7 protein-coding genes are annotated in these 12,292 nt (G+C 71.6%); 2 read left to right on the forward strand and 5 right to left on the reverse strand.

Features of this window, described 5'->3' with window-relative positions; all coding sequences use genetic code 11:
* Window positions 1-2: 2 nt before the first annotated feature.
* From POL67_RS34590 to POL67_RS34610, 5 genes are all read right to left on the reverse strand, one after another.
* Window positions 3-782, reverse strand: coding sequence for a YkgJ family cysteine cluster protein (locus tag POL67_RS34590; RefSeq protein WP_271924886.1), 780 nt, complete (start codon window positions 780-782; stop codon window positions 3-5).
* A complete protein-coding gene (locus tag POL67_RS53815) occupies window positions 779-1,864 on the reverse strand; it encodes an LNS2 domain-containing protein (RefSeq protein WP_271924887.1) in 1,086 nt (361 codons plus the stop codon). The genes POL67_RS34590 and POL67_RS53815 overlap by 4 nt, the downstream gene beginning before the upstream one ends.
* A gap of 61 nt (window positions 1,865-1,925) precedes the next feature.
* The gene (locus POL67_RS34600) at window positions 1,926-2,846 is read right to left on the reverse strand and encodes a hypothetical protein (RefSeq protein ID WP_271924888.1); all 921 of its coding nucleotides are present in this window, start codon (window positions 2,844-2,846) and stop codon (window positions 1,926-1,928) included.
* A 12-nt stretch (window positions 2,847-2,858) separates the two neighbouring features.
* Window positions 2,859-4,475 (reverse strand): M16 family metallopeptidase, encoded by a 1,617-nt coding sequence (locus tag POL67_RS34605; protein WP_271924889.1) that lies wholly within the window; start codon window positions 4,473-4,475, stop codon window positions 2,859-2,861.
* On the reverse strand, window positions 4,472-5,926 hold the full coding sequence (locus tag POL67_RS34610; protein WP_271924890.1) for a M16 family metallopeptidase: 1,455 nt from the start codon (window positions 5,924-5,926) through the stop codon (window positions 4,472-4,474). Before POL67_RS34610 ends, POL67_RS34605 begins: the two co-directional genes overlap by 4 nt.
* Window positions 5,927-6,156: 230 nt before the next feature.
* Here POL67_RS34610 and POL67_RS34615 point away from each other — a divergent pair, with 230 nt between their 5' ends.
* Together POL67_RS34615 and POL67_RS34620 are read left to right on the forward strand one after the other, a co-directional pair.
* Entirely contained in the window at window positions 6,157-7,818 is a 1,662-nt protein-coding gene (locus POL67_RS34615) for a hypothetical protein (protein WP_271924891.1), read from the forward strand.
* A 225-nt stretch (window positions 7,819-8,043) separates the two neighbouring features.
* Complete coding sequence (locus POL67_RS34620; RefSeq protein WP_271924892.1) at window positions 8,044-12,288, forward strand: GAF domain-containing protein; 4,245 nt, start codon at window positions 8,044-8,046, stop codon at window positions 12,286-12,288.
* Window positions 12,289-12,292: the final 4 nt, after the last annotated feature.

Raw genomic sequence — 12,292 nt, forward strand, 5'->3', positions numbered from 1 at the left:
CCTCAGGCGCCGTCCTCTTCCATCACGCGGAGCAGCGCCCAGAACATCGCCTCGCCGTCCCGCTCGCGTTCGACCGTCTTTCCGTGCACACGCGCCCATTCGAGCGCGAGCGGCAGCGGGATGCCCGCCTGCCGTTTGCCCGTGAGCTCCCCCGTCACCTTCGTCAGCACGTCGCCCATCGGCGACGGCCGCGGCGCAATCTCGATCCCCGGGTCGAGCGCCTCGCACAACGCCGGATCCGTCACCGCGTTGTATTCGCGGCACGCGATCGGCCGCTCCTCGTAAATGCTGCACAGGTCGCCTTCGAGGAACGGGCAATCGATCCGGAGCTCGTAATACCGCCGGCTCACGTCGTCCCACGCCGCCGAGGACGTCGTCTCCTTCGAAACCAGCGAGGACCGCCCCTTCGGCGCCCGCGGATCCACGAGCCCCACCTGTTCGAGCCGCGCGATCGCCCGGACGAACCGCTCGCGCACCTCCGCGCGGCGCGGCTCCGGCATCACGGCCACGACCTCACCGAGCCGCCGCGCTTCGATGGGCGAGGCCGGCACGAGCTGGCGGCAGCAATGGGTGCAGCCCTTCTGGCAGGAGATCTCCTTGCCCTGCGCCCGTACGTGCGCCGTCGAGATGGCCAGGATCGACGCCGAGAGCGACCGCGCGAGCGGCAAGAGCTCGGGCACCTGCGTGCGCCCGACCCGCACCTTGCATTCGATCTCGTGCTCCTCGCCGAGCACGTGCAGGTGCACCTTCGCGTCCTCGTACGCCTTGCGCGGGCTCTTCACGGACACACCGCCGGCAGCTCGCCGAGCGAAGGCAAGAGCGTTCGATAGTCGTCGTGCTTCACCCCGCCCCGCGCGTCGTCGGCGAGCTTGTAATAAAACGTCCGCGGGATCCCGGAGCTCCAGTACGCGTCCACGTCGCTCGGCATGTTCCCGAACGCGAGCTCGGGCAAGAGCCCCGTCGCCGTCTTCAGCAGGCTGAGCTCGCCCGATTTGAACGAAGCGGCAGCCCCGCCCATGCGCCCCGTGGCCGTCACCGAGGTGTGCACGATTCCCGGCGGAAACCCGCGCAGCCTGAGCCATTCGCGCGTCCGCGGTTCGAGCCAGTGCGGCCGCGCCGTCAGGTAAAACATGAAAAACCCTCGGCCCGAGAGCGCCCGCATCACGTCCACCGCGCCCGGGTGCGTCTGGGAATGGTTCCCCGTGAGCACGTCCCCGACGAGCGCCTCTTCCTTTTCGGTCAACGTGCCGTCGATGTCCGTCACCACGATCCGCGCGCCGGCCGGCAGCACTTCGAGGAACAAGTCCACGCTCGTCCCATCGCCCGCGACCACCAATTTGATCCGGTGCCGCCCCACGCCGAGCGGGCCGCCGGGCAGCACCTGCGCGAGATTCACGAAGATCTGCCCGCCCCCATCCGCGACGCCGACCACCGCCGGGTGCGAGCCCTCGTCCTCGGTCGTGCGGTACGTCCCGACCTTCTCCCACGCAGCCCCGCAGCCGCGGAGCAAATACACGTCGATGTCTTCGTCCTTCAGATCCTTGTCCGCGGGCCCATATGCGAATTTCCCGAGCACCCATTGCGGGGTGCCCGGGAGCAGGAACAGATCCCGACCCCGGTGCCGCGCGCCGAGCGCGCTCGCAAGAAGCCCCGAGCGGTTGTGCCGGAATTCCCGCTTCGATGGCGCGGGAAAGGGCGTATCACACGAGGGCCGGAGCGCGCAGGGGCCGGCCGGAACCACGGGGGGCGGCGCGGCCGCGGTCTGCGCGACGGCAGGGGGGCGGCTCTGCGCAGGTGCGCCCGAGCAAGCGGCCAGGGAGACGGCGAGGCCTGCAATCGCGAAAGATCGAGCGAAGAAATCCACGAGGAGGCGGATGATGCCAGAACCCGCGGGAGGCGAGAAGCGCGTCGTTCGCCCGAACGTTCTAGCCGGCGCCGTCGATTGCCGCCGCCTCGTCGGGCTCCAGAAACGGCCGCACTTCCTCGATCGATTCCCGCGAGACGATGGCCTTGCCCGCCGGCGACAGGTGGACGAGGAGCTGGACGAGCGGAGGCGCCGCCGCCGTGACCGCGTCTTTCACGACGTCGAGGTCGGGCGCGCGCTGCGCGAGCAAGACGTACGCCGCCGCCGCGCGGTGCTCCGGGGTTTGCCCGAGGTCGGCCACGATCGACGGCAGTTCGCCGAGCTCGATGGGCGCCTGCTCGCGATACCCCGCCCGTTTGTTCCCGGCCGCCGCGAACGTCGCGAGCGCTTCGAGCCACGCTGCGATCGGCCGGCCCTGCCGAGCGAGCGCCCGCGCCACGGGCGGCGCCGGCAGGATCGGCCCCGCGCGGCGCTGCTCGTACGATCGCAGGAGCGCAACCGCGCTCGCATGGACGCTCTTGCCGAAGAGCGGCACCCGCGCGAAGACGCGCCCGCTCGCGTTCGTCAGGGCCAACGTCGGAATGCCACGCCAATCGGGCTCGATTTGCGCGGGGCCAAGGAGCATCCACGGATAATACGTGACGAGGCCAGAGACCGCGCAACGCACGCCGGCCTCGTCGAGCGCGAGCTCCACACGCAGGGCCTGCAAAAATGGGCTGACGAGGGTGACCGCCGCGGTGAGGAGCGTGATCGCGACGAACACGAGCGGGATGAGGTAAAGGTCCTCCTGCTCGAACGTCCGCTCCACGACGGAGCCCCACACGAGGTAGGCCATGAGGCCCGCCGCGACCCCGCCGGTCAGGAGGGCCCGCCTGACGGGCTCCGCAGGGAGCCCTGTCGGGCGGAGCGAAGGCGCGAGGAGGCCCTTGCGATGGTGGAGGCTCTCCTGCTGCCGGAGAGGCTGAATCACTTCGAACGGCAAGGCAGGGCTCGACTACCGCCCGAGGTTGACCCTCGGCCGCCCGGTCGGCCCGACCGGCGCGCCCGCATCTTTCTTCGACTCTGGCTTCGCGTCCTTCTTCGCCGGCGCCTTTCGCACCTCGACGCCTCCGAGATCCAGCGCCGCGAGCTCCTTCTCCACGACGGCCGCGTCTCCGACCACGATCACGCGCATCTGATCGGGCCGCAGATACTTCTCGGCCACCCGCTTCACGTCCTCGGGCGTGATCTTCGAGATCCGCGAGGGGCGCGTGGCGAGCTCGTCGAGGGGCAGCCCCTGAACCGCCAGGGATGCGAGCGTCCCCGCCGTCTCGCCGGCCGTCTCGAAGCGCGCCGGGAGCTGCCGGACGAGGCTCGCCTTGGCATCGGCGAGATCCTCCGCGGACACAGGCTCCTTCCGCAGCCGCTCGATCTCGGCAAAGATCTCCCGCACGGCCTTTGCCGTCGCGGGCGTCATGATCGCCCCGCCCGCGGTGAAAGGCCCGGGGCCGTGGCGCATGTCGAAGCCGCTCCGCGCGCCGTACGTGTAGGCGTGTTTCTCGCGCAGGTTCATGTTGAGCCGGCTCGTGAACTGCCCGCCGAGCAGCGTGTTCATGACCATCAGGGCGTCGAAGTCCGCGTTTTTCCGGGGCACCCCCGCGAGCGTCACGGCGACGTACGATTGCGTGGCGCCCGGCCGATCCACGAGGAAGACCCGCTTCTCGCCCTTGCCCACGGCCGGCGGATCCTTCGGCGTTTTCGCCGGGGTCCCTTGGCCCTTCCACGCGGCAAAGCTCTTCTCGACGAGCGCGAGGGCCGCGGCCTTGTCGATGTCGCCCGCGATCGTGACCGTCGTGTGCTCCGGCCGGAAGAGCGCCGCGTGCTGGCGCGAAAGCTCCGCGGGCTTGATCGCCTTGACGGACGCCTCGGTGCCGATGAGCGGCTCGCGGTAGGGGTGCCCCGCCGGGTAGAGCCGCTCGGTGATCGCATTCTGGAGGAGCACGCCGGGCTGATCGGCCTGCTGCAGGATCGACGTGAGCCGCCGCGCGCGCTCGCGCTCGAGCTCCGCCGCATCGAAGGCCGGGTTCAGCACCACGTCGGCGAGGACCGCGAAGAGCTCGGGCGTCTTCTCGGGCAGCGCTTGCGCCGTCAGGCCCACGCCGTCGTGATCCGCCCACACGCCGTACCGCGCGCCGAGCGCGCCGAGCTCCTCGGAGAGCTTGATGGCCGATCGCTGCTTCGTGCCGGAGAGCATCATGGCGGCCATGGCGCTCGTGAGCCCGGGTGAAGGCTCCTGCTCCGCGCCGCGGTTCACCACGATGTTCACCGCGACGACCGGCATCTCGCGCCGCATCACGTAGAGCACGCGCAGCCCGTTCGGCAGGCGCGCCTCGTCGATCTTCGGCGCGAGGAACGGCATGTCGGCCCCGGCTTGCGGCGGGGTCTTCCGGAACGAGGGATCCTCGGGCGGAGGCGCGGCCGCCTCCTTGGGCGCCTGCTCGGTGGCCACGGGATCCGGCGGGGGATCGGGCGGCGGGGGCACGACGGGCGCGGGCGTCTGGCACGCGGCGAGCGAGACAAGGGAGAGGCCGAGCAAGGCCACGATCTGCGAGCGGCGAGCGAGCTTCTTCACGGCATCCCTCCCACGAGGCGACCGGCGCGCGGCGCGTCCGCGACGGGCCGCACGAACGTGACGACGCGTTTGTCCTTCGGCAGGTACGTCGCGAGCGCCCGGGTCACGTCGCCGGCGACGACCTTCTCGTACCGGGCGAGGTCTTTCTCGAAAAACCCGGGATCGCCGGTGCGTCGATTGTAGTTGTTCAAAAGATCGGCCCGCCCCGTGACGCGCTCGGCGCCGAACACGAGCCCCGAGAGCGCGCGCGTCTTGGCCCGATCCACCTCCGCGGCGGCGGGCGGCGCGGCGCGCAGCTTGTCGAGCTCCTCGTCGACGACCTTGAAGGCCTCGTCGAGGTTCTTGTCCTTCTGCAGGGTGATCGTGATCTCGAAGACGCTGGCGAGCTCCGCGGACTCCTGCGAGGCCGTGACGCTCTGGGCGATCTGCATGTCGTAGACGAGCCGCTTGTAAAGGCGGCTCGATTTGCCGCTCGCGAGCACGTCGGAGACCATGTCGAGCTCCGCATCGCCGGGCGCGTAATGCGGCGGCGTGGTCCAGGAGATCACGATCCGCGGGAGCGTGACGCCCGCCTCGACGTCGAGCCGCACTTCCTTCGTGAGCGGCGAGGGCACGGGTCCGCGAACGGGCTTCGCGTCGGCCCCGCGCGGAAGGCCCCCGAAATACTTCGCGACGAGCTCCTTCGCCTTCGCCGGCTGGAAATCCCCCGCGATGACGAGCGTCGCGTTGTTCGGCACGTAGTACCGCTTGAAGAACGCGCGTACGTCCTCGAACGTCGCGGCGTCGAGGTCCTGGGGCGTGCCGATCGTGAGCCGATGGTAGGGGTGCGTCGGCGGGAACAAAGTGGAGCGCACGAACTGCCGCACGAGGCCGTAGGGCGCGTTCTCGTAGTTCTGCCGGCGCTCGTTTTTCACGACCTCGCGCTGGCTCTTGAACGTCTCGTCGTTGGCGTGGTCGAGGAGGAAGCCCATGCGGTCGCTCTCCAGCCAGAGCGCGAGGCCGAGCTCCCCGGACGGTACGGTCTCGTAATAGTTCGTCCGGTCCGTGTTCGTCGTGCCGTTCCTGTCGCTCGCGCCGGCGCGCTCGAGGTAGCGGAAGAACTGATCCTCGCCGACGTTGCGCGAGCCCTGGAACATCACGTGCTCGAAGAGGTGCGCGAAGCCGTTCCGCCCAGGGCCCTCGTCCTTGGATCCCACGTGGTACCAGACGTTCACCGCGACCACGGGTGTGCGGTGATCCTCGTGCAGGATCACCTCGAGGCCGTTCGAAAGGACATACTTCTCGAACGGCAAAGCCACGCGCATGCCCGGCGCCCCGGGGGGGTTGGGTGAGGGCGCGGGCGCGGGCGGCGTGGTGGCGGCCACCTGGGCCAGGGAAAGGCCCGTCGGCACGGCGAGCAAGGCGAGGGACACGAGCCCGAAGGCGGCCCTCCTCGGTATTCGGCGCAGCATCGCGGCCCTTGTAGCAAATTCTCGGGCCCGCGGCCCTCGGGATCCGCCCCTCCCGGCCTTCCGGGAACTCCGCGCAGCAAGCTGTTGTCGCGCTCCGAAGACCAGCCTAAGCCAGGCACAACGAGAGCGAGATACCCATGCGAAGGCTTTTTCAACGCTCGGGGGCTCCACGCGGACAAGCCGCGTTGCGCCCCCGAACCCCCGTCCCTCTGTTTCTCCTCCTTGTCGCCATGGCCGGATGCAGCGCGTCCCCCACCCCCGGCCCCCAGACGCCCGTGAACGCGGGCCCCGAAACCCCCACCCCGGACACCACGAAGCCGCCCGCGCCGGATGCGACCGCCAACGCCGAGCCCAAACCCAAGCCCGACGACGCCAAGCCGGCCGGCGGCGACAAAGCCGCCTACCGCGAGGAGGAGCTCAACGAGCCGAAGTTCGATCTCGTGATCACGCCCCTGCCCGCGACCCCGAAAGGCCTGTCCGCGGCGCCCAAGGCGTGCGACGCGTTCGTCAAACGAAAGCCCGCGGCCGCGCCCGTGTGCGCCGAGCGCGCGCAGGCGCTCGAAGCGCTCGACAAGGCCCTCGCCGAAGGGAACGCGGACAAACGAGACGCAGCCCTCGCAGGCCTGGAGTCGTGCACGGGATTGCCGCCGGGCATCACGCGCGCGCTCCGCGCCGAGCTCGCGCCCACGGCCTGCGCCGACGTGATCCTGGAGCCCGTGATCGCCGCGCCCCCGAAGGGCATCGACGGCGCCGTCTACACGACGATGCGCGGCCTCGCGACGGCAGCTCGGCTCTCGCGCGCCGGCGACGCGCCCCCCAAGATCGCGGCGCCTTACGACAAGAAGAAGCTGCTCACGTTCATCGGCGGGCCGATGAAGGACTGGGTCGCCGAGCAGGCGACGGCCATCCAGGCGCTCTCGAACGAGGGCGCGGGCCTGCGCTCATATGCGCGCGGCGTCGCGGCCATCGAGGCCGGCATGGCCGATCTCCGGCTCGTCGAGGCCGTCCGCGCGGTGCCGCTGCCGCCCGAGCTCGCGAAGGACCCGGAGGCCCGGAACATCTACTACGCCGAGCTCGATCAGACGCTCGACCCGCGCAAGGACCGCGGTCGCGACGCCACGCTCGTGGGCCTGCGGGATCTCGCGGTCGTGGGCGTCCTGCGCGACGCGCGGATCGACCGCGCCCGCGGGCTGCTCTCGCGCCTCTACGGCGGCCGGCGCATCGACGCGCTCGATGGGCTCGTGGTGCCGCCCCTGTCGAAGGCCGCGCCCGCGGACGTGACCGAGCGGCTCGCGACGAAGCTGCCGACGTTCTACGCGGGCCAGCTCCTGCCGAAGGACGCCGCGGCGAAGGCCGGCGTGCTGCGCGCCCTGATCGAGCGAGGGGTGCCGCTTTCGTACCGCGCGGCGCTCAAAACCGAGAAGCTCCCCGACGACGCGCGCCGCATGTATGCGCGTGCGCGCGTCGAGCTCGGGCGCGTCTACCTGCGCGCCGTCGATTTTGATCAAGCCGCGTCGTTGTATGCCGGTCTGCCCGAGGGAGCCCGCACGGACGAGGATGCCTTTTTCGCCGCGCTCGTCACCGCGCTGCGAAACGGGCCCGAGGACGCGGCCACGATGGTCCGCACGGCACCGGTGTCGATGCTCGGCATGGGGCAGATCGCCGGCCTCGACACGATCACGAAGGCGAAAGGCCCCTTTGCGGGCGCCGCGGCCTTCGACGCCGCGCTGATCAAGCAGATCACGGCGCCCATCGGCGCGGACGCGGCCTATTTCCGCGACGTCGCGGCGCGATTCCGCGAGGCCGCAGGCCTGCTCGGCGACGCCGCCCAGCGCAAGGCCGCCGAAGACCGCGCCAAGGCCGCCGAGGCCACGGCGAGCGCCATTCACTGACCTGCTATCCCCCCGCATTCTGTCCCGCCGCCGAAAGGCCGTCCCTACGCGAATTTGATGCGCGTTTCCGGGGAGCGAAAACGATTACGCACGCGCGCTCTGTTGACGTAACGTTGACGCGAACGTGACGGGCTCGATATCGTACGAGGCCCCTCGCTTACACGCAGCCCGACCTTTCGCCCGCGATTGGGTCGAACGGCGCGTGGTGCGTCCCAGGAAACTTTCGTGGAATCGACAGCGTCCCACCGCAATGCGACGCCGCCCGCCGCGGCACACCCCCATGACGACGCGCTCCTCCGTCTGGAAAGCGCGATGCTCCGCGTCGCGGCCGGCGGCGCGCCCGAGCTGCTCCTCTTGGGCGGCGGGACAGGCGCCGCCCGCTCCCAGCTCCTGCGCTCGTTCTGCGAGAGCGCGATCGGGCTGTGCACGCTCGTGCTCTCGGGCGAGGGCAACCTGACCCACGCGGGTGAACCCTACGGCCCGATCGTCGCCGCGCTCCGCCGCGTCGCCCCGACGCTCGGCAGCGAGCCCGGCTCCCTCGGCCCGCTCCTCCGCCAGCGCGCCGAGGAGGCCATGCTCGGCAACGGCCGCCTGCTGCTCGACCTCTGCCCGGCGCTCGCCTCCTTCGTGCCGGACGATCGTCCCGCGGAACCCCTGCCCCCCGCGCTCGCCGACGAGCGCATGACGACGACCCTGCTCCGCCTGTTCGCGGCGCTCGCCGTGCCCGAGCGGCCGATCGTGCTCGCGCTCTCGCACATCGACGCGGCCGACAGCGCGACGTTGCGCCTCCTCATGCGCCTCCTGGAGAGCACCGAGTGCCGGTATCTGCTGATCGCCGCGACGTTGTCGGACGGCGCGCACGCGGCCTGGAAGGAGACGCTCGGGCCGTGGGTCCAGAAAAGCGGGGCCCGCGTGGACGGCGTGCACCTCGGCACGCAGATCGACGCGGAGATGCTGGCGAGGCGCGCCGCCGTCGCGTTTCTCCCGGAGCCCTCGCGTCTCGCGCTCGCCGCCGCCGCTTGCCTCGGCAGGTCGGCCGATCTCGATGCTGTCGCGGCGGCGCTCGGCACAAGCCCGGTCGAGGCCGCCGCCCGCCTCGCGCCCGCCGAGGCGTCCGATCTGCTCGGCCGCGAGGGCGCCGCGTACGTGTTCGCCGACGCCCTGTCCGCGCGTGACCTCCGGCGCGAGGCCACGAACGACGACCCCGCGCGCCTCGCGGCGATGCACCTGCGCATCGGCGCCTTCCTCACGCGCGGGATGGGCGAGGACGAGCCCAACACACGGCTCTACGAGGCGGCCGGGCACATCCTGCTCGGGAAAACCGCAGCCCCCCGCGCGGCGCTCGCGCCCGGGGAGAGGGCGCGGCTCTGCGCGATCACCTTCGCCGCCGCCCGGCGCGCGCGGGCCGCGGGCGCTTCGAGCGTCGCGGCCGACCACCTCGGCGTGGCGGGCGACCTGCTCGAAGGCCACGACGATCCCGCGGAGATCTCGCCCGACCTCACCTGGAAGATCCGCCTCGCGCAGGCCGAGTGCGCCGCCAAGCGCGGCGATCGGCGCGAGACCGAGGCGCGCGTCGAAGAACTCCGGCGGCGCGCGCGAAATGAGCTGGAGGGACACGCTGCGGCGCGGATCCTCATCGACCTGCACGCGGGCCTCGGCGAGCACGAGAAGGCCTACGCCTGCGCCGTGGCCTGCCTCGCGCCCCTCGGCGTGCGCCTGCCCGAACGGCCGGGCCCCGACGACGTCGCGGCGGCATTCGAGGCGACGTGGAACGCGCTCGGCGACCGCGCGATCGAGGAGATCGCCGACCTCGAGTCCATGACGAACCCCGACGCGCTCGCGGCCACGGCGGCGCTCTTCGCGGTCCACCCCTCCGCACATGCGCTCGGGCCCGACGTCGCCGACATCGTCGCCTGCCACCTCGTGCGGCTCTCGCTCCTCCACGGCAACGCGGCCGCGTCCGTGGTCGGACACGTCGCGTTCGGCGCGGCGCTCGTGGGGCGCCTCGGGGATCACCGGGGCGGCTACCGCTTCGGCAAGGTGGCGATGGACCTCTGCGAGCAGATGGGCTCGGCGCTGCTCCAGGGCATCGTCGGCGCGTGCTTCGCCACGAACATCTCCATCTGGACGCACCACCTGCGCGCGAGCATCGCCTATTCGAGGCGCGCCCACGAGGCGGCCCTCTCCTCCGGCAACACCCCGTGCGCGCGGCGCAGCGGCGCCCTCGTCGCGCTCTTCATGCTCCTGAAAGGCGATCCGCTCGACGACGTCGCCCGCGAGCTGCGAAACCACGAGGCGGCGCGCCGGGATGCAAACGATCCCGACGGCATCGGCGAGCTCATCGGCACGATCGAGCGATTCGTTGCACAACAAAAGGGCCGCGCCGTCCCGCCGCCCGCGCGTCGGGACGATCTCGCGCCCGAGCCGAACTTCGGCCCGCAGCTCCCCACGGCCCCGATGCGCTTCGGTACGGTCATACGGCGCGTGCTCGACCTCGCCGCCCTCGTCCTCGCTGGCGAGAACGACGACGCGCTCCTCGTGAGCGCGTCGCTCCGGGCCCACGCCCCCGCGTTCGCCTCGCAGGTCCTCCTCCCGGAGGAGCGGTATTTCGCGGCCCTCGCCGAGGCCGGCCGCCGCACACCCACGACGCTCGCCGCCCGCCTCGCCGCGCTCGACGATCTCGCCTCGGACCTCGAGCGCTGGGCCGATCGTTGCCCCGAGAACTTCCAGCACAAACACGCGCTCGTCCTCGCCGAACGCAGCCGCCTCGCCGGCCGCGACGTCGACGCGATGCGCCTCTACGACCAGGCCATCGCCGCCGCCCGCGACAACGGTTTTACCCACGGCGAGGCCATCGCCGCCGACGCCGCCGTCCGGTTCTACGTCGACCGCGGCTTCCCCACGATCGCCGCGGCCTACCTGCGCCTCGCGCGCGCGGCCTACGCCCGCTGGGGCGCGGGCGGCAAGGTCGAGAAGCTCGATCGCCGGTACGCCAAGCTCGTCGAGGACCCCCTCGCGGGCACCTCGAAGCCCCCGCTCCGCGGTGGATCGAGCCTCGACATCGACGTCCTCGCTGCGGTCCAGACGGCGCACGCCGTCTCCGAGGAGATCGTCCTGCAGCACCTCATCGTCACGCTCATGCGGATCGTCATCGAGCACGGCGGGGCCCAGCGCTGCCACGTCCTGCTCGCAACGGAGGGCGGCGAGCTCTCCCACGCGGGCCGCGCCCTCGTGACCTCGCAAGGCCTCGACATCGAGGTCCCCGGCGGCCGCGCCCGCGACCTCTCCACGCTCCTGCCCGCGTCCGTCGTCGGCTACGTCCGGCGCACGGGCGAGCCGATCCTGCTCGAAGACGCGACCGCGGAGCCGATGTTCTCCGCCGATCCCTACGTCGCCCGCGCCCGCCCGCGCTCGGTCCTCTGCATGCCGATCACGCGGCAAACCAAGCTCGTCGGCGTCTTCTACATGGAGAACAACCTCGTCCCGGGCGCGTTCACCCCGCGGCGCCTCTCGCTACTCGAGTTCCTCGCGGCCCAGGCCGCGATCTCCCTCGATCACGCCCAGCTCTACGCCGACCTCGCCCGCGAGAACAGCGAGCGGCGGCGCACCGAGCAGACGCTCCGCCGGAGCGAGGAGCGCATGCGCCGCCTCGTCGAGATCGCCGGCGTGATCCCCTGGGAGGCCGACGCCGAGACCGAGCGCTTCACCTACGTCGGACCGCAGGCCGAGGAGCGGCTCGGCTGGCCCACGAGCGCCTGGTACAAGCCGAACTTCCTGCGGGATCACGCGCACCCCGAGGACCGGGACCTCGCCCTCGCGGCCTTCACGCGCGCCGCCTCCGACGAGAACCCCGGCGGGCTCGAATACCGCCTGCGCACCAAGGACGACCGCGCCGTGTGGCTGCACATGGTCGTCAGCGTCGCCGAGCGCGAGGGCGGGCAAAGGCTCCTTTCGGGCTTCTTCTTCGACGTGACGGCGCGCAAGCACGCCGAGGAGACGCTGCGCGAGCAGCTCGAGATCATCCACCGCCAGCGCGAGGACATCCGCACGCTCTCGACGCCGCTGCTCGACGTGTGGGACGGGGTCGTGGCCATGCCCGTGCTCGGCGCCCTCGACGAGTCCCGCGCGGCGCGGGCCATGGAGGTCCTGCTCGGCACGATCACGCAGCGCACCGTCCATTGCGCCATCCTGGATTTGACGGGCGTCGCGAGCGTCGACGCCGTGACGGCCGAGCACCTGCTCCGGATCGTGCGCGCGGTCGAGCTGCTCGGCGCGCGCGCCCTCATCGTCGGGATCCGGCCCGACGTCGCGCGCACGATCGTCTCGCTCGGGATCGGCCTCGGCCGCGTCGAGACCCGCGCGACGTTGAAGGACGCGCTCCAGAACCTCAGGCTCCCATCCCCGCACGGGAAACGCGCAGCCGAGAAGAACCCCCGCTGGCCCGCGACGATGGGACGCACCCCCGAGTGACGGG

It is taken from the genome of Polyangium mundeleinium (assembly GCF_028369105.1).
Lineage (GTDB): Bacteria > Myxococcota_A > Polyangia > Polyangiales > Polyangiaceae > Polyangium > Polyangium mundeleinium.

Coding starts and splice junctions, on each gene's coding strand:
- POL67_RS34615 (WP_271924891.1), top strand. CDS start 6,157: ATGGCCGGATGCAGCGCGTCCCCCACCCCCGGCCCCCAGACGCCCGTG.
- POL67_RS34610 (WP_271924890.1), bottom strand. CDS start 5,926: ATGCTGCGCCGAATACCGAGGAGGGCCGCCTTCGGGCTCGTGTCCCTC.